20 protein-coding genes are annotated in these 26646 nt (G+C 64.9%); 5 read left to right on the forward strand and 15 right to left on the reverse strand.

All coding sequences use genetic code 11. The features are described from left to right. Positions 1–159: 159 nt before the first annotated feature. Positions 160–900 (forward strand): metallophosphoesterase family protein, encoded by a 741-nt coding sequence (locus V1288_RS12260; RefSeq protein WP_334357280.1) that lies wholly within the window; start codon positions 160–162, stop codon positions 898–900. Positions 901–1010: 110 nt separating this feature from the next. Here the strand turns inward: V1288_RS12260 and trxA are convergent, their stop codons facing one another. The 11 genes from trxA to ubiE form a co-directional block, all read right to left on the reverse strand. Then, on the reverse strand, positions 1011–1331 hold the full coding sequence (gene trxA / locus V1288_RS12265; protein ID WP_016847387.1) for a thioredoxin: 321 nt from the start codon (positions 1329–1331) through the stop codon (positions 1011–1013). A 102-nt stretch (positions 1332–1433) separates the two neighbouring features. Next, positions 1434–4931 carry a double-strand break repair helicase AddA gene (addA, locus tag V1288_RS12270; RefSeq protein WP_334357281.1) on the reverse strand — a complete coding sequence of 1166 codons (3498 nt, stop codon included), beginning with the start codon at positions 4929–4931 and terminating at the stop codon, positions 1434–1436. Continuing rightward, positions 4925–8071 carry a double-strand break repair protein AddB gene (addB, locus tag V1288_RS12275; protein WP_334357282.1) on the reverse strand — a complete coding sequence of 1049 codons (3147 nt, stop codon included), beginning with the start codon at positions 8069–8071 and terminating at the stop codon, positions 4925–4927. The genes addA and addB overlap by 7 nt, the downstream gene beginning before the upstream one ends. Before the next feature lie 223 nt (positions 8072–8294). After that, positions 8295–9017 (reverse strand): nucleotidyltransferase family protein, encoded by a 723-nt coding sequence (locus V1288_RS12280; RefSeq protein WP_334357283.1) that lies wholly within the window; start codon positions 9015–9017, stop codon positions 8295–8297. Between the two features lie 127 nt (positions 9018–9144). Continuing rightward, complete coding sequence (locus tag V1288_RS12285) at positions 9145–9468, reverse strand: PilZ domain-containing protein (protein ID WP_334357284.1); 324 nt, start codon at positions 9466–9468, stop codon at positions 9145–9147. Between the two features lie 90 nt (positions 9469–9558). Next, positions 9559–11079: a tRNA (adenosine(37)-N6)-threonylcarbamoyltransferase complex ATPase subunit type 1 TsaE gene (gene tsaE / locus V1288_RS12290; RefSeq protein ID WP_334357285.1), complete on the reverse strand. Its 1521-nt coding sequence runs from the start codon at positions 11077–11079 to the stop codon at positions 9559–9561. After that, on the reverse strand, positions 11076–13595 hold the full coding sequence (locus V1288_RS12295; protein ID WP_334357286.1) for a sensor histidine kinase: 2520 nt from the start codon (positions 13593–13595) through the stop codon (positions 11076–11078). The genes tsaE and V1288_RS12295 overlap by 4 nt, the downstream gene beginning before the upstream one ends. A 287-nt stretch (positions 13596–13882) precedes the next feature. Further along, positions 13883–14341 (reverse strand): dUTP diphosphatase, encoded by a 459-nt coding sequence (dut, locus tag V1288_RS12300; RefSeq protein ID WP_334357287.1) that lies wholly within the window; start codon positions 14339–14341, stop codon positions 13883–13885. Beyond that, positions 14338–15768 carry a bifunctional phosphopantothenoylcysteine decarboxylase/phosphopantothenate--cysteine ligase CoaBC gene (gene coaBC / locus V1288_RS12305; RefSeq protein WP_334357288.1) on the reverse strand — a complete coding sequence of 477 codons (1431 nt, stop codon included), beginning with the start codon at positions 15766–15768 and terminating at the stop codon, positions 14338–14340. Before coaBC ends, dut begins: the two co-directional genes overlap by 4 nt. A 55-nt stretch (positions 15769–15823) precedes the next feature. After that, a complete protein-coding gene (gene ubiB, locus V1288_RS12310) occupies positions 15824–17398 on the reverse strand; it encodes a 2-polyprenylphenol 6-hydroxylase (protein WP_334357289.1) in 1575 nt (524 codons plus the stop codon). Next, a complete protein-coding gene (gene ubiE, locus V1288_RS12315) occupies positions 17395–18156 on the reverse strand; it encodes a bifunctional demethylmenaquinone methyltransferase/2-methoxy-6-polyprenyl-1,4-benzoquinol methylase UbiE (protein WP_334357290.1) in 762 nt (253 codons plus the stop codon). Before ubiE ends, ubiB begins: the two co-directional genes overlap by 4 nt. 80 nt (positions 18157–18236) lie before the next feature. Between ubiE and mutM the strand changes: the two genes are divergently transcribed. Together mutM and V1288_RS12325 are read left to right on the forward strand one after the other, a co-directional pair. After that, positions 18237–19118, forward strand: coding sequence for a bifunctional DNA-formamidopyrimidine glycosylase/DNA-(apurinic or apyrimidinic site) lyase (mutM, locus tag V1288_RS12320; protein ID WP_334357291.1), 882 nt, complete (start codon positions 18237–18239; stop codon positions 19116–19118). Continuing rightward, positions 19106–19672 carry a GNAT family N-acetyltransferase gene (locus V1288_RS12325; RefSeq protein WP_334357292.1) on the forward strand — a complete coding sequence of 189 codons (567 nt, stop codon included), beginning with the start codon at positions 19106–19108 and terminating at the stop codon, positions 19670–19672. Before mutM ends, V1288_RS12325 begins: the two co-directional genes overlap by 13 nt. Positions 19673–19756: 84 nt before the next feature. Here V1288_RS12325 and V1288_RS12330 read toward each other — a convergent pair whose 3' ends face one another. Both V1288_RS12330 and V1288_RS12335 read right to left on the reverse strand, forming a co-directional pair. Then, positions 19757–20524, reverse strand: coding sequence for a ParA family protein (locus V1288_RS12330; protein WP_334357293.1), 768 nt, complete (start codon positions 20522–20524; stop codon positions 19757–19759). A 304-nt stretch (positions 20525–20828) separates the two neighbouring features. Next, positions 20829–22202, reverse strand: coding sequence for a serine protease (locus V1288_RS12335; protein ID WP_334357294.1), 1374 nt, complete (start codon positions 22200–22202; stop codon positions 20829–20831). A gap of 125 nt (positions 22203–22327) precedes the next feature. Between V1288_RS12335 and V1288_RS12340 the strand changes: the two genes are divergently transcribed. Next, positions 22328–23131 carry a HesA/MoeB/ThiF family protein gene (locus tag V1288_RS12340; protein WP_334357295.1) on the forward strand — a complete coding sequence of 268 codons (804 nt, stop codon included), beginning with the start codon at positions 22328–22330 and terminating at the stop codon, positions 23129–23131. 22 nt (positions 23132–23153) lie between these two features. Here the strand turns inward: V1288_RS12340 and V1288_RS12345 are convergent, their stop codons facing one another. Beyond that, positions 23154–24149: an aldo/keto reductase gene (locus V1288_RS12345; protein WP_334357296.1), complete on the reverse strand. Its 996-nt coding sequence runs from the start codon at positions 24147–24149 to the stop codon at positions 23154–23156. Positions 24150–24269: 120 nt separating this feature from the next. On the opposite strand from V1288_RS12345, the gene V1288_RS12350 reads away from it, so the two are divergent. Next, positions 24270–25184, forward strand: coding sequence for a LysR family transcriptional regulator (locus tag V1288_RS12350; RefSeq protein WP_334357297.1), 915 nt, complete (start codon positions 24270–24272; stop codon positions 25182–25184). A gap of 88 nt (positions 25185–25272) precedes the next feature. Here the strand turns inward: V1288_RS12350 and V1288_RS12355 are convergent, their stop codons facing one another. Then, positions 25273–26274 (reverse strand): 2-hydroxyacid dehydrogenase, encoded by a 1002-nt coding sequence (locus V1288_RS12355; protein ID WP_334357298.1) that lies wholly within the window; start codon positions 26272–26274, stop codon positions 25273–25275. Positions 26275–26646 lie beyond the last annotated feature (372 nt).

The raw sequence follows: 26646 nt of genomic DNA on the forward strand, positions 1-26646 counted from the left end.
CCAAGACACCCGCGAACTGCGAGTCGGAACCCGGGTTCCATGCTAGAACCAAAAGAGAATGTTGCGCGCCGGTTTCACCCAAATGAGGGAAATCGCCATAGTATCGCTCCTGCACGGTCGTCCGATCGCACCCGACAAAACCTTGAATTGAAAATTAACATGCGCTTTGCCGCGATTGCCGATGTGCACGGAAACTATCTCGCGCTGGAGGCCGTGCTGGCCGACATCCACGCGCAGGGCATTGGCGACATCGTCAATCTCGGCGACATGGCGAGCGGCCCGCTCGATGCGCGGCGAACCATGGACGCGCTGATGGCGCTCGATGCCGTCCACGTGCTCGGCAATCATGATCGCTATCTGATCGATCGGCCGCCGGAGAAAATGGGATCATGGGACCGGCCGGCTCATGCGCTACTCACCACCGAGCATCTCGACTGGTTACGCACGGTGCCATCAACGCGGATAGTTCGCGATCACGTGTTTCTCTGTCACGCTACGCCTGCCGACGATAACGTCTACTGGCTCGAGACAGTGACGCCTGATGGCTCGGTCAGGATGTCGCCGCTGGAGGCGATAGAGAAAGAGGCGGAGGGAATTTCGCAGTCGCTGATTCTGTGCGCCCATACTCATATCGCGCGCGCGGTCAGGCTCGGCGACGGACGCCTGGTGGTCAATCCCGGTAGCGTCGGCGTTCCCGGCTTTTCTTACAACGTTCCGTTCCCGCATCTGATTGAAGCCGGCACGCCTGATGCGCGCTACGCGATTCTGGAATTCGCCGATGCGTCCTGGCGCATAACCTTTCGCCATGTGCCCTACGATCACGATGCGATGGCAGCATTGGCGCGACGGAACGGCGACGCTGAGTTTGCATCCGCGCTTTCGACGGGATGGATCCGTTGAAAAATTCGTAGATCCGGATGGAGCCAACGGGGCTGCGAGATCATCCGCCACAAAAACAAACGGCCGGCGATTCGCCGGCCGCTTCATCACAATGATCGATCGAAGCCCGATCAGACCGCAGCGGTGATCCACTGTTGCAGCTTCGCCTTCGGCGCGGCGCCGACCTGGCGGGAGGCCATCTCGCCCCCCTTGAAGATCATCAGGGTCGGGATCGACATCACGCCGTATTTCGAGGCCGTCTTCGGGCTCTCGTCGACGTTCAGCTTCACGATCTTGACCTTGTCGCCCATGGCGCCGGAAATCTCGTCGAGCGCAGGCGCGATCATGCGGCAGGGGCCGCACCATTCGGCCCAGAAATCGACGACCACTGGCCCGGTCGCCTTGAGCACTTCGGCTTCGAAATCGGCGTCAGAAACCTTGCCAACGGCCATGGAATACCTCGTTCGGTTAGGAATTAAGGGGCGCGGGTGAGAATCGCGCCCAGCATGATAGGATCAAACCTATGAACGCGATCCTGCCGGGTCAAGCACGGGTCACGCCGAGATGATGGATGCCCGCTCGGCTCCCAGCGCGGCAGTGGAAATCTCCATTAATTCAGCGCTTTCGGTCCAAAGCAGCGCCGCGCGAACCGCCTGCTGGGGATAAAGCTTGGCGAGGACTGCCCGGTACAGCGCGAGTTGGCGGACATAGCCCCGCGGCGCCTCGTCAGGCCGGCTAGGGGGGGCATGGTTGGTCTTGAAATCGACGATCAGGACCTCGCTATCAGTAACTACGAGGCGGTCGATCTGCCCGGACACCAACACCGGCCGGCCGCCCGGCCGCTCCAGCCGCCCGACGATCGAGACTTCGGCACGGCTGCCAGGGGCGAAGACGGGCGCAAATCGCGGATCGGCAATCAGGGCCAGCGTACTTTCGGCCAGCGCCTGCCGTTCCTCGTCGGTCCAGCCATCGGCATTGCGGGCCAGATAGGCCAGCGCGGCCTCGCGGCGCCGCTCGGCGGCGATGTCGGGCAGCGATTGCAGCAGCCGGTGCACCAGCGTGCCGCGCTGCAGGGCACGGGCGCGCTGGGTGAGCGATTCGGCCGTGCGTACCGGATGGCGCTCGCTGTCGGCGGGGTCCGAGGGCCGCAACAGACTTTCCGTGGAAATCTCTGGCTGTGCCGGCGTCAGCAGCCAGTTCGGCAGCACCGTCGGCGCCGGCGCGGGCGGTGCAGCCGCCGGAGCGGCCGACGGCGCGGCCTCCTCCGCGCGCATATAGCGCTTCACCCGGCCTGCGGCGGTCTCGATCTCCTGAAGCTGCAAGGCAGAACCGTCGAGCCCCTTGGTGATCAGGTCGTACCAGGACAGCGGCCGGACACTCCTCATGTTGCCGGGCAGGCAGCCGCCGACGATCAGGCGGTCGGCCGCGCGCGTCATCGCGACATAGAGCAGGCGGCGGTATTCATCCTCGGTATCGCCGATCATCGCCGCGCGGGCCGCGACGACCGCTGGGGGATCCTCGGCCTTGCGGCCGGCCCAGACCACGACACCCGGCGCATGCGGATCGGCATTGCCCTGCGGCAGGTGGATGAGTTTCAGCCGCTGCGTATCCGAGGGCGAGGTCGTGGTGTCCACCAGGAACACGACGGAAGCCTCGAGGCCCTTGGCGCCGTGCACCGTCATGACGCGGACCTCGTCGCGCGAGATTTCCATGTCACGCTTCACTTCGAGATCGGCCGTGCGCAGCCACGCCATGAAGCCCTGCAAAGAGGCCGGTGCCTTGCGTTCGTAGCTCAGTGCGAGTTCCAGAAATTCGTCGAGCGCGTCGTTCGCCTCGTGTCCGAGCCGCCGCAAAATTCGCGCGCGGCCGCCGTCGCCGCCGAGCAGCCAGGCATAGAACGCGAACGGTGGCTCGCTGGCAAAGCGGCGTTCGCATTGTTCGAGCCGCCACAGCGCATCCCTCAGCCGGCCGTCCGCTGCAGCGCGCTCAGCCAGCGCTGCGCGCAACGATCCCCTGCGCTGCCAGGCGATCTTGAACAGGTCGTCATCGGATAGCCCGAACAGCGGACTCTTCAGCGCCACCGCCAGCGCCAGATCGTCCTGCGGCAGCAACAGCGCGTCAGCGAGGTTCATCAAATCGATGATCGCGATGTGCTCGGTCAGCTTGAGGCGATCGGCGCCGGCGACCGGGATGCCAGCGTGCTTCAGCGCCTGGATCACGGCATCGAACGCATTGCCGCGCCGCCGCACCAGCACCAGCATATCGCCATAGCGCAGCCGACGGCGGTCGCCTTTGCTGCCGGTCATCACGCCGCTGCCGACCAGCGCCTTGATCTCGGCCTGAATGCGCCGGGCAAGCTTTACCTCGGGGCTGGTCGCGGCGACGCCGTCGAACGGCGCACGCCAGCCTTCGAGGTCCTGCCGGTCGTCGGCCTCCGCAAGTTCCCAGAGATCGATCTGGCTCGGACCTGCGTCGGCAAGCGAATGATGGATCGGATTTCCGATATCGACCGCATGGATGCTGCGAAAGATATCCTGCTCGCGAAACACCCGGTCGACCGCATGCAGGATCGCCGGTCCCGAGCGGAACGAGTAGGTAAACGACACCGGATCGAACTTCAGGCCGGCGCCCTCGAACTTTCTCTGCAGGGCGCGGCGGCGCAGGTCGAATTCGCGTGGCGCCGCGCCCTGAAACGAAAATATCGACTGCTTCTCGTCGCCGACCGCGAATACCGTTCGCACCACGCCGTCGCGCGCGCCTGCGCCCGAGGTGAATTCGGAGATGATGTGCGCGACAATGTCCCATTGGCGGGGGCTGGTGTCCTGCGCCTCGTCGATCAGCACATGGTCGACGCCGCGGTCGAGCTTGTAATGCACCCAGCCCGAGGAAACACGGTTGAGCATGTCCAGCGTCTTGTCGATCAGGTCGTCATAGTCGAGCAGGCCGCGTTCCTGCTTCTCGCGGCGATAATTGGCCGCCGCGGCGGTTGCGATATGAAGCAGCGCCTCGGTGCGGTCGCGCGCCACCACCGCGCGGCGGCGCTCGATCAGGGGAAGGATTCGACGGGCTTCAGATTCAATCAACCGGCCAATGGCCGGATTATTGTCACAGAATTTCTTCGTCACCACCGATTTGCGGGGTGTGCGGTCGGCGTCGGTGAGGAATATGCCGAGATATTCGTCGACCTGCGCAGCGCCGGTGAACATCAGCGCACCGCGCAGCCGCGCCGCCTGATCCTGATCGGTCTTGCTTCCGGTTTCCAGAACCAGGGCGATGTCCTGCCATCGTGACCGCGGCAGATTGGGTCCGTCGACGATGTCACGTTCGACGTCCTCGATCCGATCGTCGGGGCTCACGCCGAGCGCCGCGGAGATCTGCGCGGCGGCGGCGTGCGCGCTGCCGGCGGCGTCGGTCCAGGCCATGAAATGATCGCGGCTGAGGCAGGCCTCGCGCACCACGTCCTTGAAGGTGACGTCGGCCGCGCTCGCCATCGCCGTCATCAGCGCGCGCCCGGTCGCGCTGTCAGGGTTGCGCGACGCCTCGAGGAAAACGGCGAGATTGGCGCGCTCCATCATCTCGTTCTGGTCGCGGTCGTCGAGCACGGCAAACCGCGCCGGCACATTGGCCTCGAACGGGAATTGCTGCAGCAGCCGCGTGCACAGCGCGTGGATGGTCTGCACCTTCAGCCCGCCCGGCGTCTCCAGCGCGCAGGCGAACAGTTTGCGCGCCGATTTGCGCAAGCGCGCGCTGGGATTGGGAATGCTGGCATCGCGAATCGCCGCGTCCAGCGCATCGTCGTCGAGCGTCACCCAATGGCCGAGGGTGGTGAACACGCGCTCCGCCATGTTGGCGGCAGCGGCCTTGGTGAAGGTGATGCAGAGGATCTTTTCCGGCGCCACGCCGTCGAGCAGCAACCGGATCACCCGCTGCACCAGCACATGCGTCTTGCCCGAGCCTGCATTTGCCGAGACGAAGGCGGAGGCCGCCGGATCGGACGCACGCGCCTGCGTGGCGCGGACGGCGTCGGGAATGATGCGGGCGGCCTTCACCATTCCTCGATCCCCAGTCCGCCGGCCGCCGACCATTCCTTGATCCGGGCGAGATCGTCATAGGCGCCGTAGCGGTTCGACCACATCGACAGGTTCAGCGAAGTGTAGGCCGTCTCCTCGTTCTCGAATTTGCGGATCAGTGCCTCTAGTTGTTCTCGGGCATAGTCGGCCGCCTCGTCCGGCGGCTGCGGCGTATCGTTGTTCCGGATTTTCAGTTCCAGCGACCGCTGCTCGCCGGGCGGATTGTTGCCGCTGAGCCTGACATAGACGAGTTCGCCGACGGATGAGCCAGCGTCGATATTCTCAAAGCCGCCCTCGCGCAGGATCGCGGCCTCCAGCGTCAATTGCGGCGACAGACCCATGCGCACCTGTTTTCCCGTCGGCGGCTGGCCGGTCTTGTAATCGAGGATCGCAAAGCTGCCATCGTGGCGCTGCTCGATCCGGTCGGCGCGCGCCGATAGCGTGAAGATGCGTTCGTTGCCGAGCGGAATCTTGATCTCGCCCCGGATCTCGGCGGCAATTCTGTCAATCCTGTCGCGCCGCGCCAGCTCCCAGTCGGCAAACCATGCGGCGATGCGCTGAAACCGCGGCCACCACAGCGCTCGCGCCTCGGGCCGTTCCATCAGCGGCGCGAAATATTTTTCGCCGATGCCGCGCAGCACCAGCGCGGGCTGTGGCGGAAAGGCGTCGGCGAATTTTTGCGTAAACTCGCCGAGCGCGTCATGGATCGCCGAGCCGCGATCGGCCGCCGACAGCGGCATGTCGACGGGGTCGAGCGGATCCAGCCGCAGGATGTATTTCGCGTAGATCGTATAGGGATCGCGCAGCCAGTCCTCGATCGCCGTGACCGACAATTTCAGCGGCCGCGTCGCGACGGGCGGCTTCGGCGCGGGCTGCTCGATCGGCGCGACCGCGTCGGGCTGGTCCAGTTCGGCGGCGAAGCGGACATAATTTTCTCCGGCGGCCTTGGCAGCGTCCCAGCGCGCTTCGCCGGCGACCGCCTCCAAGCGGTGCAGAAAGCGCGAGGCGACCGCCGGCGCGCCGCCAACCTTGGCCGAATTGGTCAGGATCACATCGTCCGTTCCCAACAACTGTACGAAATCGTGCGCGGAAAGGCCGATGCGCCGCTCCGGCAGATCGAGGCCGAGCTCATGGCGCATCGGTCGGCTCAGCCAGGGATCGAGCCGCGGCGCCGGCGGCCAAACGCCTTCGACCAGTCCGCCGAGGATGACGCGATCGGATTCGGTCAGCCGCGCTTCGAGCTGGCCGTAGATGTGCAGATGCGCGCTCGCCGATTCAGGCCGCCGCACCATGCGATCGGCATAGGCGGTCTGGAACACATCGGGGTAGTCGCCGAGTTGGACCATCAGGCCGCTCGGCTTTTGTTCGGCAAGCAGGTCATCGAACGCCGCTGACAATGCAGCGCCTTGCGCCTCCTCGAAGACGACGGCAATGCCGTCTTGATCCGAGGATAGCGCGACCAGCGTTTCGCGATGGCGCTGTGCCAGTTCGGCGAAGTCGACCGGTTTTGACGAGCCCATGATTTCCAGCGGCGCCAGCGCCTTTTGCAGCGCCGCGATCAGCGCCTGTACCTGGTCGAGCTCGTCGTCCCTTAATTTCGCGCGCAGCTCGGAAGCGTGGAGAGAAGATGTCTCATGGCTCCTGAGCTTCCTGAGCTCGACGCGGAAACGTTCGAGGTCGCGTGCCAATCCGCCTGTACCGGCTTGCGGCCGGGTGCCGCGCAGCAGCGCCAGTTCGAGGATCTCGATGGCGTGTCTGAACGCGCCGGATGTGCGGCCGAGCCGAAACAGCGGATGTTTCAAGAGCGCGAGCAATGTCGGCGGCTCAAGCCCCTTGCTGGCTGCTTCCGCGGCGAGGCGGGCAAAGATGCCGCTTGGCGTATCCATCAGCGCGTCGCCGCCGGAATCGTCGAATTCGAGATTCCAGCGCCTTAGCGCCGCCATCACCCGCCGCGCCAGCGCGCGGTCCGGCGTCACCAGCGCGGCTGATTTGCCGAGGTGCCGCGCCTCGCGCATCGCGACCGCGATCGCCAGCGCCTCCATTTCCGAATTGGGCGCCTCGACGACGGCAAGCTGCGCCATGCCGCCGGCAATCTTTGCGGCAACATCCGGCTGGACCAGACGATCGTGCCATTGTTCGGTCGCGCTCGACGGCCGCATCGTCTCGGACACCAGCACCTCGCGTCCCTGCGGACTTGGCGTACCCAGGATTTCGACGTCGCTTCGCTTGATGCCGAAGCGATCCAGCAATCCGTGCATCGCAAACTGCGGATGGTTCGAGGAGGGCTGCGTGGTGAACTTACCTTGCGCGTCCCTGACGCCGCCGATCGTCTGCCAGGCTTCCTCGTCGAGATCGGTGTCGAGGCCCGGCAGCACCACCGCGCCCTGCTTCAGGCCGGCCACGGCGTTGAGAAATTTCGCGGTCGCCGGCATCGAACCGGTCGAACCGGCTGCAACCACCGGCCCCTCATGATGTGCGGTCAGGCGTGCGGCTTCCGCCTCGATCAGGCGGTCGCGCCGCTCGGCGGGTTCGATCCGGCCGATTTCCTTCAGGTGCTCCGGCCACGCCTTGCGCGCGATGCGCAGGAATTCGAGCGAGTGCTGCCAGTATTTGTCGAACTGGTCGGGGACCAGTTTGTCGAGCGCTTCCCAGGCGACGCCGCGCGTCACCATGTCGTCCATCAGCCGCGCCAGATCGCCGGCCAGCGCCAGCGTCGAGGCCGGGCCACCGACCACGAGCGGCGCCGACACCGGGCTTTTCGCCCATGCCGCAACCAGATGCGCCAGCGTCAGGCGGCGCTCCAATTCGCTAAGCCTCGGCGGAATGTCGAGCGGCGCCACGCCGCTGAATTGTTCGGAGCCTTCCGTAAACGCCAGCTCGTCCTCGTCGATGTCGCCAAGCGCCACAATGCGCGGCAGGATCGCGGCGTCCGTCCGCAGTTCATCGAGAAAGATTTCCCGCGCCAGCCTTCCTGCGCGCCGGGTCGGCAGATAGAGCGTCGCCGTCGCGAGATTGAGCGGGTTGCTGCGTGCCTCGAATCCCTCGACCAGCCGGCCGTCGACCAGCGCCGCGATTACGGTGCGTAGGAACGGCACGGATACGGGAACGCTGAAAACGCGCATGGGCTTCCTGATTCGAGGTCAGGCGCAATATAGGGAGCGATTGGGGATAGGTCATGCGGGTAAGGGCGGCGTCCCCGCTACTCACTGCCAAAGCAGTCCGGGCCCATTCTACTTTGCATGGGGTTGTTTTCGAGATTTTTTGTCTGAGCCGCTGCGGGCGGAGCACGTATCGCTGATGCTTCGCGCTAACGGCGGATCGGTTCGACGCCGGTCCAGCGTCGAATCAGGCCACGCTTTCCAGAAACGCCTCTTCCGCCGCCTGCACCGCGTCGGGGGTTCCGACATGCATCCAGACGCCGTCGAGCCTGAGGCCGAACAGCCGCTCCTGCTCGTTGGCGCGGTCGAACATCTTGGTCAGCGAAAACTCGCCGGCGGGCGCGCCGGCAAACAGCGAGGGCGACATGATTGCCGCGCCCGCATAGACGAACGGCACCACCTGATGCTCTTTCCGCTTGCGCAATGCGCCATCCGGCAGCATCGCGTAGTCGCCGCGGCCGGCGTAGCCGATGCTGCTCGTGGTCGGCGCCATCAGGAGCAGGATGTCCATCCGATCGGGATCGAAGGTTTCGGCGAGCCGCTCCAGATTGGGCCGCACGCCGTCGATCCACATCGTGTCGGCATTGAGATGGAAGAACGGCTCGTTGCCGAGCAGCGGCAGCGCCTTCACCACGGCGCCGCCGGTGCCGAGCACCTCGTCGCGTTCGTCGGAGATAATGATGTGGGGCTTGGCGCGGCTCGCGGTGTGCTGGATGATCTGGTCGGGCAGGTAATGCACATTGACCACGGCTTCGCTGACGCCGGCGCCGGCGAGCTTGTCCAGCACGTGATCGAGCAAGGGCTGGCCGGCCACGCGCACCAGCGGCTTCGGCATGTGGTCGGTCAGCGGGCGCATGCGCAAACCGAGACCGGCGGCAAGGACCATGGCTTTGGCGGGCGTAACGGACATTCCTGGAGTTTCTCGAACTATCAAAATCAGGCCGCGGATCATACCACGGCGATTCGCTTGAACCAGCAACCATGAGGCCTTAGTGGCCGCACATGACGGCCGTACGACGGCCGCCGGCGGCCAAACCTCAGACTTCAGCGCCCTCGGCCCCGCGCTTGGCCGCCTTCTTCTTCTTGTCGCCCTGCTTCAGGAAGTTGACGCCGATCTGATCACCGTTGACCCAAGCCAGTTCGCAGCGCCGATAGGCCAGCCCCGTCGACGACAGCAGCAGGAAGAATTCCTTCAAGTGCAGGCCCTCGACCGAACCCTCGACCGTCAGCTTGGCGCCGGTCTCGGAAACGTCTTCCATCACGCAGTCGCGCCGCCAGGTGCCGTCGATGCCCATCATGTGCGCCGCAAAGCCGCGCTCGAACACGACCCGATCTCCCTTGCGACGTTCCGCCCCCGCCATGGCCGTCTTCCCGTGTCAAAACCGAATGCGCCATGCCTCCACAGCATGGCCGGTTCCAGATTAAATGCGGGGTGGCTAACAGGAGGTAAATCAGGGGCGTGGCGGCGGCACGTTGGCGGCATACCATTCGCGAACCACCGCCAGCGCCGGGTGCGCCAGCGAACGGTTCAGATAGGTCCAGATCCGGGGCTGGTGGCGCAGATATTGCGACTTGCCGTCGCGCCGGTTGAGCCGGGCAAACGTGCCGAGCAGGCGGGTATTCCGCTGCGCCGACATGATGGCGTAAAGCTCGGCAAAGCTGGCCGGATCGAACTGGTCATCCGCCGCGCGGCGCGCCTTGATGTAGCGGGTCAGAAGCGTCAATTCGAGCTGTTCGGGAACGTCGAGCCGGGCGTCCTGCAGCAGCGACACCAGATCGTAGGCGGCAGGGCCAAGCACGGCATCCTGGAAGTCGATAATCCCGACGCGCAAGATCCCCGTGCGGTCGCCGAGCCAGATGATGTTGGGCGAATGAAAATCCCGCATCACCCAGGTTCGGGGCGCAGCCGCCGGCTTCTCCAGCAACGTTCGCCACATCGTGACGAATTCGTCGCGCCGTTGCTGGCTGACCTCGGCGCCACGATCCGGCAGATACCATTCGAGCATCAGGCCGATCTCGACCAGCCATGCATCGATATTATAGACCGGAATTTGGTATGGGCCCTGCGGCGCCAGCGGCGCCGTTTCGGGCAGGGCTTTGCGATGCAGCTCCGCCAGCATGTCGGTCGCCGCCTCGTAGCACTCGGCGATCGGCCGCGGCGGCTCGCCTTCGACGATGCCGGCACTGCCGAAATCCTCGGTGATCAGGAAACCGGAATCGAGGTTGGCGTGGCGGATGGCGGGCGCCGAGAAGCCGTGCGCGCGCAGGCCGTTGTCGATGGCGACGAACGGCTTGACGTCCTCGGCGAGATGAACGGCGGCGCTGTAGGACTTTCCGTCATAAATCGCCGGCCCGTCCGGGCGGCGCGGCGAATTCATCAGGATCGAGGTGCCGTCGTCGCGGATCAGCCGCGCATAGGAGCGCGTCGATGCGTCGCCGGGCATGCGCTCGCGCACGGTATCCAGGAAGCCGGAATCGCTGAGAAATTTGCGCAAGCTGCTCAATCGCGTCACCTGCGCCGCCGCCTTGCCATGGCCGGTGATTTCGGCGGCGCGCGCGGTGGATCCGAGCGCCGGGCGATGGCTGAAGGCGATGTCGATGCGATCTTCGGGCAGCGCATCGGGCGCGCGCTCCGGCCATTCGATCAGCGCCAGTGTGCCCTCGGGCAGCGGCGACAATCCGATTTCCTCCAGCTCGCTCGAATCATTGATCCGGTAGAGATCGGCGTGAACGATCGGATATGGCAGGTCGTAGCTCTGCGCCAGCGTAAACGTCGGGCTTGGCACTTCCAGCGCGGGATCGTTGGCGAGGTAGCGGATCATGGCGCGCGCCGCCGCGGTCTTTCCCGCGCCGAGATCGCCCGAGAGCGTGATGACGTCGCCCGGGCCGACCAGCAGCGCGAGGTCGGCCATCAGATGCGCTGTCGCCGTCTCGTTCGCCAGCGCTACGGTGAATGTCGCGGGCGCGGTCATTCGGCGGCGTTGCGATGGGCGTTCTGGTCGATCGGAAAGTCGCAGGTGACCGTGGTGCCCTTGCCGACCACCGAATCGACGCGCACCTTGCCGCCGTGCAGTTCGACGAAGGAGCGCACCAGCGACAGGCCGAGGCCGGCGCCGCGGTGACGCGAGCCATGGGAATGGCTCTCGAACCAGTCGAACACCTTGTCTTTCACATCAGCCGGAATACCGGGGCCGGAATCGCTGACGGTAAAGATCACGCGATGCTCGGTGCGCCGCGCGCTGATCGTGACGGCGGCATCGTGCGGCGAGAAGCCGACGGCGTTGGCGAGCAGATTATAGAGCACCTGCACCACGCGCCGCTCGTCGCCGGTGAAGTCGCCGATATTGGAATCGATGTCGACCTTGAGTTCGATGCGGTCGGTCGCCAGCCGGTCCTGAATGCCTTCGGCCGCAGCCCGGATGGCTTTTTCGATATTGACCGGGCCGAGCTCGAGCTTCATGGCGCCGGCATCGATGGTGGCGAGATCGAGGATGTTGTTGGTGAGCGCGAGCAGCGCGTTGGTCGATTTGGTAACGTAGTCGAGATACTCGGCCTGCTTTGGCGTCAGCGGGCCGGTCGAGGGATCGCTGAGGAAATGTGCAAAGCCGATGATGGTGGTCAGCGGCGCGCGCAGTTCGTAGGACACGTGGTGGACGAAATCGACTTTCATCTGGTCGGCGGCTTCCAGCGCCTCGTTGCGCTCGCGCAGCGCGCGTTCGACATTCTCGGTGTCACTGATGTCCTGGAAGGTCAAGAGCGTGGCGCCGTCGGGCAGCGGCATGGTCATGCAGTCCAGCACGCTGCCGTCCTTGCGCTCGAGCTTCAGCGCCACCTGCGCCCGGTTATCGATGGCGGTGATCGCCTCGCGCAGGGCCCGCCAGGTCAGCGCGTCCTCGAACAGCGGCTTGCACCAGGCTTCCACGGTTTCGATGTGCGGCTGTTCTTTCAGCGATTCAGCCGACAGCTTCCACATTTTCACGAACGCGGGGTTGAACAGTTCCACGCGGCCGTTGCTGCCGAACACCGCGACGGCCTCTGCGAGATTGTCGAGCGTCTCGTGCTGAACCCGGGTCAGCCGGTCGTAGCGGCGTGCGAGATCGAGGCTCTCGGTAACATTGTCGAACAGATAGGTGACGCCGCCTTCGAGGTTCGGCGTGGTGACGACGCTGACGGCGCGGCCGTCCGGCAGGAACCAGGTGTAGTTTTCCGGCTCCATGGCGCGATAGGCTTCGTGCAGCTTGGCTTTCCAGGCCCGGAAGTCGGGCTGCTCGGGCAATTTGCGCGCTGCGCGCAAGCGGTCGAGCACGCTTGAATCGTCGGGATTGGAATCGAGGAATGCCTGATCGAGGCCCCACAGCCTGCGGTAGGATTCATTGTAGAAGGCAAGCCGCCGCTGGCCGTCGAACACGGCAACCCCCGACGACAACTGGTCCAGGGTGCGGCGATGGGCTTCCGTCATCCGCTCCATGGCGTCGCGCAACGCGGTCGCCTCGCTGGCGTCGATGGCGATGCCGGCGCTGCCGCCGCCGAGCTTGAGCGTCTGAACGTCATAGATGCGCCGCTCGCCACCGACCACGATCGGCAGCCGCGCGCTGAAGGTGGAATTGTCGTTCAGCACCCGGCCCATCTCGACGCGCTGGTCATTCTCCAGGAGTTCGAGGTTGCGGCGAATCGTATCCGCGACGCTTGCGCCCTCGGTGGCTCGCACGTAAGCCGCATTGGCGTAACGCAGATTGCCCTCGGCGCTCTTGGCCCAGATCGGCCAGGGCGCCGCGGCGGCGAACTCGCGCAACAGCTCGGTCTCCTCCAACAGCGTCCGGTAACGGAGATTGGATTCGGCGACCTCACGGCGTAAGCCCCCGAGTTCGCGAATCCGCACAATGGCTTGGCCCCCGATGGCGCGACCCATTGCTTCGATGGCACGGCCGCTCGAGGTGGAGAGATTGAGCAGAAAGCCTTCGCCGGCCTCGCGCAGCGCATCGACCGCATGGTCCATCTGCAGCGCCGGCTCCGGCGGCAGCCAGGTTCCGAAGGCGAGGATGCGTTGCGGTGAATTCGACATCGCGTCCTGCGAGATCAGAAGCGAGATGTCGCCACTGATCTGGGGCCGGTTGTCGCCCGCCGCCCACGCGATCAGGATCTGGGGCTCGGCGAACAGGAGCGCGCGCAGCCGGTCAGCCTGCACCTGCAGGTCGGCGATGTCGGAGCGCAGGCTGAGTTCCATTCGGGTGGCCCGAATGCGCGTGCGCATCAAGAGGATCGCAGCCACCACGGTAAAGCCGAGCAGCGATAACGCCGTCGTCAGCGCGGCGAATTCCTGGTGATTGAGGTCGAGCAGCGCGGAAATCGTCTGCGTGATGGTCAAATCAGCGGCCAAAGCGGGTTCCAGCGATGCGGGAAGGCCGATGGCGAGCGCGATCACGCCGTGGCGCGCCAGTGAGGTGCACGACAGCAGGGTTCGACGCATCGCCGCGACTACGCCCGACATTATTTGCCCCAAAAACGCACGACTTCAGGCCCGGCGCTACCCTCAGCGCATAATCCGCCAAAGTGTGAGCGGTTTGGCGTTGAGATTATGCGCCGACAATAGCCAACAATAGGAGTGAGCGCGCCCGGACGCAAAACCGGACCCCACTTTTGCTGGTCGCGCTCTGCACGAATCGGGTCGAGAGTATCCCCTTCGGGAGAAGAGCGGTAAGAGTCCAGACCGTGAACGCAAACTTGGCTGTGAAAAATTCAGCGGATTACCGATTAGGGCCGTCTTTACTAAACGATTCAGCGCCCGGTCGAGCCGAAACCGCCGCTGCCGCGATCGGTTGTTGAAAGCGACACCACTGGAACCAGTTGCGCCTGCACGACGGGTGCGATCACCATCTGCGCAATGCGCTCGCCGCGCCGGATCGGGAATGGCCTATCGCCATGATTGATCAGCAGCACGTTGATTTCGCCGCGGTAATCCGCGTCCACCGTGCCTGGCGAGTTCAGCACCGTGACGCCGTGTTTGGCGGCTAGCCCGGAGCGCGGTCGCACCTGCGCCTCATATCCAGGAGGCAGCGCGATCGTGAGTGCGGTCGGCACCATCGCGTATTTGCCAGGAGGCAGGATCAAGGGCGTGTCCGCCGGCACTGCCGCGAGCAGATCGAGGCCAGCGGCATCCGCGCTCTGATAGGCCGGCAGCGCGAGACCTTCGCCGTGCGGCAATTGGCGGATTTCGACTTTCACGGTCGCGCTCACGAGTTCTGCTCCACCTTCTTTGCGATCTTCGCCACCAGCTCGGTTGCGACCTGTTCCTTGGTCATCACAGGCCAGGAATCAACCTTGATATCGCTGGAGTCATCGCGTGTCAGCAGGTGGATGGTGTTGCGGTCGCCGCCCATCACCCCTAGCGCGGGCGAAACGTCGTTGGCGACAATCCAGTCGCAGCCCTTGCGTGCGATCTTGGCCTTGGCGTTGTCGATCAGATGCTCGGTTTCGGCGGCGAAACCGATCACCAGCGGCGGGCGCTTGTCCTTCAATTGCGCGATCGTCGCGAGAATGTCGGGGTTTTCGACCAATGCGAGCTGCGGCATGCCGGCAGAGGTCTTTTTCAGCTTCTGCTCGCCCTCATTGGCGACGCGCCAATCGGCCACGGCGGCGGCGAAGATCGCGATATCAGCCGGCAAGGCGGCTTCCACGCGATGTAGCATGTCGCGCGCCGATTCCACGCGGATCACCGTGACGCCTGCGGGATCGCGCAATTCGACCGGGCCCGAGATCAGCGTGACATCGGCGCCCGCAGTCCGCGCCGCGGCGGCGATGGCAAAGCCCTGCTTGCCGGACGAACGGTTGGCGATGTAGCGCACGGGATCGATCGGCTCATGCGTCGGTCCGGCCGTGATCAGGACGCGCTTGCCCGCCAGCGGCTGCGGGCGTGGCGGACGCAGGATGTCGACGGCGGCGGCAGCGATTTCGATCGCCTCCGACATCCGCCCGACGCCGGCTTCACCGGCTTCGGCCATCTCGCCGGCATTGGGACCGATCATGTGGATGCCGTCGCGCCGCAACTGCAGCACGTTGCGGCGGGTGGCGGGGTTGTTCCACATCAAGGGGTTCATCGCGGGCGCCAGCAGAATCGGACGGTTCGCCGCCAGCAGGATCGCGGTGGCGAGATCGTCGGCGTGGCCCTGCGCCATCTTCGCCATCAAGTCGGCAGTCGCCGGCGCCACCACGATCAGATCGCATTCACGCGCCAGGCGGATGTGACCGGCATCGAATTCGCTCTCGGGGTCGAACAGATCCGTATAGACGCGCTCAAGCGACAATGCGCTGGCTGAAAGCGGCGTGACGAATTGCTGTGCGGCCTTGGTCAGCACGCAGCGGACGTTGACGTGCCGCTCCTTCAGCCGCCGGATCAGGTCCAGCGCCTTGTAGGCGGCGATGCCGCCGCCGATGATCAGGGTGACATTCCGTTCGCCGGAGGGCGTGAGCGGCCGTGGGACCTGCGCTGGGGCGTCGGCGGAGGGCGACGCGGCGGCTGCGCCAGCCAGGTCGGGGCGTCCCTGTGTCAGCTCTCCGAGGATGACCCGGACTTCCTCCTCGACGGAACGGCCGTTTCCCGCCGACCGAACGCGCAGGTAGGCTTTGACGGTTTCGTCGAGTTTTCGGATGGTCAGGCTGGCCATTGGTGCCTCCGGCGAGCTATGCAATCAATGCTATCACATGGGGGCAGCATTGCAATCACAAGTGCTGGATGGCGACCAGAATCCCGATAAAGGTCGCCGCGATGATCCAGAGCGCCACGGTCCGCCAGCGGTTCTTGCGGCTCTCGGCCCGGCCTATGGCTGCGATCGTCTCCGGCGACAGCGTCAGGCCTTCCCGGGTCATCTTCTCCATGTTCTCGATCACGACAACCGCCCGCGAGGCGATCGCAGGCAGGCTCCCCATCACGCGGCCGAGTTCGCCGGCGCCGGACATCGCGCCCTGAATCCGCCCGAGCGGGCCGAGATTGCGCTCGATCCATTCGCGCACCACGGGATCGGCGACCTTCCAGATATCGAGCTTGGGGTCGAACCCTCGCGCGACCCCTTCGACCACCACCATGGTCTTCTGCAGCAGGATCAATTCGGGCCGGGTCTGCATGTCGAACAGCCCGGTGACCTCGAGCAGCAGGGTCAACAGCTTCGCCATCGAGATTTCTTCGGCGGTGCGGTTGTGGATCGGCTCGCCGATGGCGCGGATGGCTTGCGCGAAATTCTCGACCGAGTGATGACCCGGCACATAGCCGGCCTCAAAATGCACCTCCGCGACGCGGCGATAGTCACGCGTGATGAAGCCGAGCAGAATTTCAGCGAGGAAGCGCCGCTCCTTCATGCCGAGCCGGCCCATGATGCCGAAATCCACCGCCACCAGCCGGCCGGTATCGTCGAGGAACAGATTGCCGGGATGCATGTCGGCATGGAAGAAGCCGTCGCGCAGCGCATGGCGCAGAAAGCTCTGGATCACCTTGCGGCCGAGATCGGGCAGGTCGACATGCGATTGTTTGAGCCGCGCGTGGTCGTTCAGCGCGATGCCGTCGATCCACTCCATCGTCAGCACGTTGTGTGTGGTGCGATCCCAGTCGACGGCCGGCACGCGGAAATCCGGATCGTCCCTTGTGTTCTCCGCCATCTCGGACAGGGCGGCCGCTTCGAGCCGCAGGTCCATCTCCATCGCGACCGAGCGCGACATCGTGTTGATGACCTCGATCAGCCGCAGCCGCCGCGCCTCGGCCGAATGCGCTTCCGCATTGTGCGCGACGAAGAAGAAATCGCCGAGGTCGCGCCGGAAGCGCGTGGCGACATTGGGCCGGAGCACTTTAACGGCGACCGGCTGGCGCACGCCGTCACGCTCGACCTCGGCGCGATGCACCTGTGCGATCGAGGCTGCGGCGACCGGCGGGCCGAGGCTGACAAACGCTTTAGCCAGAGAGCGTTCCAGCGACGCGGCGATCACGGCCTCGGCTTCGCTTTGCGAAAACGGCGGCAGCCGGTCCTGCAGGCTTTCCAGATCGCGCGCCATCGCGACGCCGACGACGTCGGGCCGGGTCGCCAGAAACTGTCCGAGCTTGAGGTAAGCGGGGCCGAGCCGTGTCAGCGCGCGCGACAGCCGCGGGCCGGATTTGGCGCCGGGGCGTTCGATCAGCCGCGCCAGCCGCAGCGCGAGCTGCCCGGGCGGCGGCACCAGGCTCGGATCGACCACGCCGAACACGCCTTCGCGCGCGAACACGTAAGCGGCGCGGACGAGCCGCGCGATGTGGGTCGCCGCAGAAATCACAAACGCCAGCCCGAATGTAACGCCACGATGCCGCCGGAGAGGCTTTCCCACTTCACCCGCGCAAAGCCAGCGTCGCGGATCATCTCGGCAAATGCATTGGGCCGGGGGAATTTCCGGATCGATTCGACGAGATACTGATAGGAGTCAGCATCACCCGTCACGGCACGGCCGAGCGGCGGGATCACGTTGAACGAAAAGAAGTCGTACAGCCGGTCGAGCCCGGGGACGTCGACGGTGGAGAATTCCAGGCACAGGAATCGGCTGCCGGGCCGCAGCACGCGATAGGCTTGGCGGAGCGCAGCGTCGATCCGCGGCACGTTGCGAATGCCGAACGCGATGGTGTAGGCGTCGAAGCTGCGGTTCGGAAACGCCAGCGCCTCGGCATTGCCCTCGACGAAGGAAACCTGGTGGTCGAGATGCCGCGCCAGGGCGCGGTTGCGGCCGACCTCGAGCATATCGGTGTTGATATCGCAGACGGTGGCGTGGAAGCCGGCGCCTGCCGCCCCGGCCGCGCGGAAGGCGATATCACCGGTGCCGCCGGCGACGTCGAGCAGCGCAAACGGCGCGTCGCCCTTCGGCGGGTTCAGCGCATTGATCATGATGTCCTTCCAGACCCGGTGCAGGCCCGCCGACATCAGATCGTTCATCAGGTCGTAGCGGGTGGCCACGCTGTGGAATACGTCGTTCACCAGCGTCTGCTTGTCCCCCAGGGGCACGTCCCTGAAGCCAAAATGGGTGGTTTGATCCGGCCGATCCATCAACTCATACTCCGTCGGCCGACCATAGCGCGCCCGCCGCAATGGCGCTATCACGTCACTTCCATAAGGTGAATGCCTGCATGCCTGAATTGCCCGAAGTTGAGACTGTCCGCCGCGGCCTGCAACCCGCCATGGAGGGGGCGAAAATCCTCAAAGCGGAAGCACGGCGCAAGGATTTGCGGTTTCCCTTTCAAAAAGACTTTATCGCGCGGCTGGAGGGCCAGACCGTGACTGGCCTCGGCCGCCGCGCCAAATATCTGATGGCGGATCTTGGCTCGGGCGACGTGCTCTTGATGCATCTGGGCATGTCCGGCTCGTTCCGGGTGCTGGAAGGCAACGGCGACACCACGCCGGGCCAATTCCACTATCCGCGAAGCGAGGATCGCGCGCACGATCACGTGGTGTTTCACATGTCATCGGGAGCGGCTATCGTGTTCAATGACCCGCGCCGCTTCGGTTACATGAAGATCATCGCTCGCAACGCGTTGGAGGACGAACCGCTGTTGAAGGACCTCGGCCCGGAGCCGCTCGGCAACGAATTCGACGCCGCGATGCTGGCGCGCTCGTGCTTCAACAAGAAGACCAGCCTGAAGGCCGCGCTGCTAGACCAGCGCGTGGTCGCAGGGCTCGGCAATATCTATGTCTGCGAGGCGCTGTACCGGTCGCATCTCTCGCCACGCCGGTTGGCCGCGACGCTGTCGACCAAGCAGGGCGAGCCGACCGATCACGCCGGGCGGCTGGTGAACGCGATTCATTCGGTGCTCAATCAGGCGATCAAGGCCGGCGGCTCCTCGATCAACGATCATCGCCTGACCTCGGGCGAACTCGGCTATTTCCAGCATTCGTTCGGGGTATATGACCGCGAGGGCGAGAAGTGCCAGACCAAGGGCTGCGGCGGCATCGTCCGGCGCTTCGTTCAGAACGGCCGATCGACTTTTTGGTGTCCGAAATGTCAGAAATAACCATTACACCGACGCTTCAAACGGAGCGACTGATCCTGCGGCCGCTTGCGCTCTCGGATGCGCCGGCGATCCAGCGCCATTTCAACAACTGGAACATCATCCAGCATCTCGCGCAGGTCGTTCCCTGGCCATATCCGGAGGACGGCGCGGAGACTTTCATCGCGAGGGAGCTGGAGAGGGTCGCCGCGGGGGAAGTGATCTATAATTGGATGCTGGTGCTGCGCGGCGGTGACGGCGAGGCGATCGGGAATATTCGCCTGCGCCCATGGGTAGACGATCCAAAGGGCAACCGTGGATTTTGGCTTGCGGAGCGCTATTGGAATCAGGGCCTGATGACCGAAGCCGTCACGGCGGTGAACGATTTTGCCTTCCGCGTCCTGGGCGTCGACGTCCTGCACTTCTGTAATGCCGTTACCAATGAAGCGTCACGCCGGGTCAAGCAGAAGACCGGCGCCGAATTCGTCGGCTATATCGAGATTCCCCATCACAACGGCCAGACGCGCGCGGAAAAATGGCGCTTGACGCGGAAAAATTGGCTGCGTCGGGATTTGTAGCGAAGCGAAGCAAATCCAGCGGGGGCTGGTGGCTGGATTACTTCTGCCGTCGCTTCGCGTAATGACATTGCGCGAAGCGGGATGTCAGCTTCGGGCCGGCACTCTCAGGAAGAGAGCGCTGTCGGTTCCGATGGACGGGAGCGCGGCCAATGCGGGAAGAATCGCTGGCGTTTCCACCGACTTCTCGATGATCGGCTCGTCGCTAGCTGCCGCCGCGTTGCCCAACCTTGCCTCGATCCACTGCCAGAGGCTGCGGATTTCCTCGGCGGATTTGCCGGTCGGCGCGTATTCGCAGACCGCAACGCCGGCGCTTAACGCGTCCTGGTGATCGTTGCGCATCACGATGAACGGTCTGGCGATGATTTCGGCGATGTCGCGCGCGGCCTCGTCGCTCAGCGCATTCTCCGCGCTGGTGAGGCGCGAGCCCCGGATCGGGGTCTGGTTCAGAACGTAGGCGAACGGCTTGTGCCAGGCCCTGACGACGCTGAGCGTCGCGGCAGTCGCTTCGATGTCCGCGATGCTCGGGCGCGTCGGAATCAGACACAGATCGGCATAGCGAATGGCTGAATTGGTCGCGGCGCTGACGCCGCCGGCGGTATCGACGATCGCTACCGTCACGCCCTCGCGGTCGAGCGATTGCAGGCGCTGTTCGACCTCCCTGGCCGCGTAGACCGGCTCGACGACCGGCGCGGCACAGGGGCGCCGGCGCTGCCAGTTCGAAAGCGTGCCCTGCGAGTCGGTCTCGATCAGGCGGACATTGTGCCCGGCCCGGATGGCGGCAAGCGCAAGGCTGATGGCGAGCGTGCTCTTGCCGGAGCCCCCCTTCTGGGTGGCCAATACGATCGTCTGCATTTCAGATCCTTTGGATGGCTTTCAGGCATTGGGGTTACGCCACACGAGCTGCGCCGCATTCTGCGACGCCGAGTTACGCGCTCGTTCAGACGTGCCCAGCCCGATCCAAAGGTCAGGGGATCGCGGTAGTCCGAATCAGTCAGCTTGCAATGATGCCCGATTATGGAATTGTGGTCATCCGGGCAAATACTGCCGGGCGGCGCTTTTGCGCCCGATGAAAAAACGACAACTTGCTGGTGCGGCATAGGTCCCGGCTCTGCGGAGCAGCGCTGATGCGCTGCACCGCGTCCGGGACACGAGTGACTTACTTCCTCACGCAGATCACGCGGACCACCGACGCCTTCGCATCGCTCGATCCGCCGGCTGCGTTGACGCCATTTGCCTTGAGGAAGTCGCGCAGCGTTTCGGCGGTCACCAGCACGGCCTGCGCCGCCGGCACGCCATTGGTGGGGCCCGCCACCTGAACCGGCTTCAACAGCGCGATGCCGGCAAACCTGCCGTCGGCATCGAGCGCCGCCGCACCGGAAAAGCCGAGCGCCGGTGCGGGCGTCAGCGCGATGTCGCTGCCGCCGCCAAGCTGGGCCACCGAAGCTTTCACACTGGTCACGGCGGCGCCGCCGCCCTGGTTCTGCGGATCGGCAATGCCGGTGAGGTCGAGCGCCGTCCTGGTGGCGGCGTTGGCGAGATTAAGCGCCTTCAGCCCGCGCGCGCCATAGATGCGCAATAGCGCGAGATCGTGCTCTTTGTCCTCGGCGACGCGGTCGGCATTGCCAAGCCCTGCGATCGCGACCGTGAGGCAGCCGTCGGTGATCTGGCGGTCGGTGATGATCGCGCCGTCATCGCCGACGACGACGCCGGTGCCATATTCCACGGTCTTGCGCGGGAGAGGTCCCGCCGCTTGCACGGCGGCCGGAAACGCGTTGAACGCGCTCGACATCGCGATCACGACCGGCTCAACGGTATTCTCGGTCGCCTGATCGTAGAGGATGGTGAGGATGCGGACCTCGTCGCCCTTGAAGGTGCCGCGGAGATAGAATTTCTTCAGGCTCTGCAGGCCGGACAGCACGAAGAAGTCCGGCTTGACCACGGTGTAGTCGATGCTGCGCCCCGGCTCTTTCTTCTCGCGCTCGGCGAGCTTTGCCGTGACGGGGCCGGCTTCCTTGCGCCGCGCCAGTTGAATCTGGATCGTGCCGGTCGGCGAGGTCCATTTGGTGCCGTTGGCGTCGCTGGCCTGCTGCGGCACCAGTTTGGTGGGGATGCCCAAGCGCACGCCGGTGCCGGGATCGGTAACGATCTTCCAGCCGACGCTTTCCTGCTTTTTCTTGGCGGTATCGCCGAGAATACCGCGCTCCTGCGGATTGAGCACGCCGGTCTGTTTGGCCCCGCGGGATTTCTGGAATTCCTTGATGGCATTGACCATGCGCTCGCTGGCGTCGCCAGTGATGGCGCCGTTATATTGCCCGACCCAGGCGAGATCCGACTGCAGCGCCAGTCGCTCGGCCTGCCCCAATGCCTTGGCCGTATCCTCCGGCCTCTGCAGCGCTGGCCGGATCGGCACCGTCGTGACCGGCTTGGGCTTGGCCCCTGCCGTGGACGGCGGCATCATCTGCGCCTGGACCTGCGAAGCGGCCAAACCTAAGGCCGCGGTCATCAATGTTGCCGAAAGCACCGATCTCATGACAAATCCAGGACAATGCCGGAGTGGAATAGGGAGCGGTCATTGACGTCGCGCCAATTAAGCACATCTGCTTAGTCGGCAACAACCGCGCCCCGGTTCAGGGGATTGATTGAGGTAGTGCGATCATGCTGACGGCTGACGAACTCGAGCGCTATGCCCGCCATATCGTGCTGCGCGACGTCGGCGGCCCGGGGCAGGCCGCGCTGAAAGAGGCGTCGGTGCTGGTGATCGGCGCCGGCGGCCTCGGCGCGCCGGTCCTGATGTATCTGGCGGCCGCCGGCGTCGGCACGCTCGGTGCCGTCGATGACGACATCGTCTCGCTGTCCAACCTGCAGCGCCAGGTCATCCACACCACGCCCGATATCGGACGGCGCAAGGTCGACAGCGCCGCCGAAGTGATTCACGCGCTCAATCCCCATGTTCACTTCGAGGCGCATGCGGTGCGTCTCGATGCAAAGAACGTGATGTCGCTGATCGGCGGCTACGATCTCGTGCTCGACGGCTCCGACAATTTCGAAACCCGCTATCTGGTTTCCGATGCCTGCTTCTTTGCCGGCAAGCCGCTGATCACGGCGGCGCTCGGCCAGTTCGACGGATCGCTGACCACCATCCGAGCCCATGAGCGCAACGAGCAGGGCGAGTTCAACCCGACCTACCGCTGCCTGTTTCCCGAGCCGCCGCCACCCGGCACCGTGCCGGCCTGCGCCGAGGCCGGCGTGATGGGCGCGCTGGCGGGCATGCTGGGCTCGATGATGGCGCTGGAGGCGATCCGCGAAATCGTCGGCTTCGGCGAGAGCCTGGTCGGACGGCTGGTGATGGTGGACGCGCGCGCCATGCGCTTCGAGACGTTGCGCTACGCGCGCGATCCGCAAAACCCGCTCAACGGCGATACGCCTGTCATCACCGATCTGAGCGGGCACGCGGCCTAGCATTCACCGGCCGTTATCGCATTCACCGTTTCTCACTGTCGAGATGCGCCATCTGCTCGGCGGCATAGCGCGTGCCGGCGGCGACCTCAGGCGGAAATGCGTAGGCGAGCGTGGAGAGATGCGCAGGCGTCAATTTGACGGCGAGCGCGCCAAGCGCTTCCGTCAGCCGATCGCGTCGCCGCGCCCCGACCAGCGGTACGATGTCATTGCCTTGCGTGGCCACCCAGGCGATCGCGACCTGTGCAGGCGTTGCACCGATGCTGTCGGCGACGGCGCGCAAGGGTTCGACCAAGGCCAGGTTCGCATCGAGGTTGCTGCCTTGAAAGCGTGGGCTCGCTTGGCGGAAATCCCGCGCCTCCGAACGGTCCTTTGACCAATGCCCGCTGATCAGGCCGCGCGACAGCACGCCATAGGCGGTGATGCCGATGCCGAGCTCGCGGCAGGTGTTCAAGATGCCGTTCTCGATGCCGCGCGCGATCAGCGAATACTCGATCTGCAGGTCGGCGATCGGGTGCACGCGGTGCGCCCGGCGAATGGTGTCGGAGCCGACCTCCGACAGTCCGATGTGCTTGACGTGTCCGGCCTTCACCATGTCGGCGACGGCGCCGATCGTCTCCTCGATCGGCACCGACGGGTCGAGCCGCGCGGGACGATAGATATCGATTGTCTCGACGCCGAGCCGTTGCAGCGAGTAGGCGAGAAAATTCTTCACCGCGGCGGGGCGGCAGTCGATGCCGCGGAAGCCCATCGCGGGATCGCGCAACGCGCCGAACTTGACGCTGATCTGGAGGTTGTCGCGATTGCGGCCGGCGAGCGCCTCGCGGATCAACATTTCATTGTGGCCCATGCCGTAGAAGTCGCCGGTATCGAGCAGGGTGATGCCGGCCTCAAGCGCGGCGTGGATAGTGGCAATGCTCTCGCTACGGTCGGCCGGGCCGTAAAAGTCCGACATGCCCATGCAGCCGAGGCCGATGGTGGAGACAGTAGGCCCGGTGGAGCCGAGTTTGCGTTTTTCCATAGTGGTTCTCCTCGAAACCGGCGGCGGACATCCGCGCCGTGATGACGAGGCCGATATGAGGGATTTGGGTCGCGCGGATAAGCTGGACAATCATAAATAGCGTGTTCAGTATATCGAACAATGAAGGATTTCGACCTCCGCGACCTCGATGCTTTCGTTGCCGTGGCGCGCACCCGGAATTTCCGCCGTGCCGCGGTCGAGCAGGGCATCTCCGTTTCGAGCCTCAGCCAGCGCCTGCGCGACATGGAGGAGCGGCTCGGCGTTCGCCTGATGAACCGCACCACGCGCAGCGTAGCCCTCACCGAAGCCGGCGAGTTGTTGTTGGCCCGTGTCGGCCCTGCGATGTCGGATGTCGGCGCGGCGCTCGATCAGGTGCGCGGCCTGCGGGCCGTGCCGTCCGGGCGTCTGCGCATCAACGCGCCGCCGCCGGCGATCGATCTGGTGCTGGCGCCGATGGTCGCGCCGTTTCTTGCAGCGCATCCCAAAATCGACATGGAGATCGTCGGCGAGAGTTCGTTCGTCGATATCGTGGCCGGAGGTTTTGACGCCGGCGTGCGTTACGGCGAGCATCTGGCGCAGGACATGATCGCGGTCTCGCTCGGGGCGCCGCAGCGCTATGCGGTGGTGGCCTCGCGCGAATACGTGGCGCAGCATGGAGCGCCGAAACATCCGAAGGACCTGCTCGATCACGCCTGCATCCGCACCCGCTTCGGCAGCGGCGCGATGCTGGACTGGGAATTCGAGAAGGGTGGTCGTGTTGTGAAGGTTTCACCGCCAGCCAAGCTGATCGCGACCCATCTAGGCCTGGCGCTACGTGCCGTCCATGACGGTACAGGCTTCTGGCTGACGTTCGAGGGCTACGTCCGGTACGGCATCAAGTCGGGCGCGCTGGTCAGCGTGCTCGACGATTGGTGCCCACCGTTCCCCGGGCCGTTCTTGTACTACCCGAGTCGCCGCCAACCCCCGCCGGCGCTCGCCGCCTTCGTGGCCTTTGTCGCGGAGTGGCGGAAGCGGGAGCGGCGGAAAAACAGATAGTGCCGTAGCCCGGATCGAGCCAACGGGTCGCGCGAATGCGCGCCCCGTTGGCTCGATCCGGGCTACATGCGCTACGGGTGCTCAGAACTCACAGCATGCTGGGCAGCACGCGGTCCGGCGGCTTGTGGTTGTCGAGGAAGGTTCTGATGTTGATGATCACCTTCTCGCCCATCTCGACGCGGCCTTCGATGGTGGCCGAGCCCATATGCGGCAGCAGCGTCACCTTGCCGGCCTTGGCGAGCCGCACCAGCTTTGGATTGACCGCGGGCTCGTGCTCATAGACGTCGAGGCCGGCGCCGCCGATGTCGCCGGCTTCGATCAGCTTGATCAGCGTGTCCTCGTCGATCACCCCGCCGCGCGCGGTGTTGACGATGTAGGCGTCTTTTCGGATCAGCTTCAGCCGCCGCGCCGAGAGCAGGTGGTAGGTTGCCGGCGTATGCGGACAGTTCACCGAGATGATGTCCATCCGCGCCAGCATCTGGTCGAGGCTTTCCCAATAGGTCGCGCCGAGCTCCTCGGCGATTATGGGCGCTACGGGGCGGCGGTTGTGATAGTGGATCTGCAGCCCGAAGGCGCGCGCCCGGCGGGCCACGGCCTGCCCGATGCGGCCCATCCCGACGATGCCGAGCCGCTTGCCGCCGATCCGGTGGCCGAGCATCCAGGTCGGCGACCACCCCTCCCAGTTCTTGCCCTCGGTCAGGATGGTGGAGCCCTCGATCAGCCGCCGCGGCACCGCAAGAATCAGCGCCATGGTCATGTCGGCAGTGTCTTCGGTCAGCACTTTCGGCGTGTTGGTCACCGTGATGCCGCGCGCATGCGCGGCCGTGACGTCGATATTGTCGACGCCGTTGCCGAAATTGGCTATCATGCGCAGCTTGCAGTCGGGATCTTTCAGGATCCCTTCGCTGATCATGTCGGTGACGGTCGGCACCAGCACGTCGGCGGTGCGGACCGCGTCCGCGATCTGTTCCGGCGTCATCGGTGTGTCGTCGAGATTCAACCTCGCGTCGAACAGCTCGCGCATCCGGGTCTCGATCGAGTCCGGCAGCTTGCGGGTGACGACGACGAGAGGTTTTTTCTTGACCGACATGTTCTGCTCTCATGAGGGACGGCGAGAAGCGCGCCGTTCAGACCTCATTAACCCGGTTGTTCGACACTGCGATGGCCACGCGGTCCCGGTATCCGGCTGTTTCCTTAGGTAAGTCCCTTGGGTAAGTCTCTTGGGTAAGTCTCTTGGGTTCCCCAATACTTGCCTTGGATTTTAGGCAAAGAATCCGGGCGTTCTGGTTCTTGACGTTCCGTCCTCTCTATCAGAAGGCCGGGCCAAGACAAGAACCCCTCGGACGTTCGCAAGCCGGGGTGCGACCAGAGCGGGGCACAGGGGTCTGGGGTTTTTCGGGCGTTAGCGGGCGTTTTCGACTCGAAGAATTCGGGTTGCGGGTAGCTCGGCAGGAGACGGGTT

Origin of the sequence: Bradyrhizobium sp. AZCC 2176 (assembly GCF_036924645.1) — a bacterium.
Classification (GTDB): Bacteria; Pseudomonadota; Alphaproteobacteria; order Rhizobiales; family Xanthobacteraceae; genus Bradyrhizobium.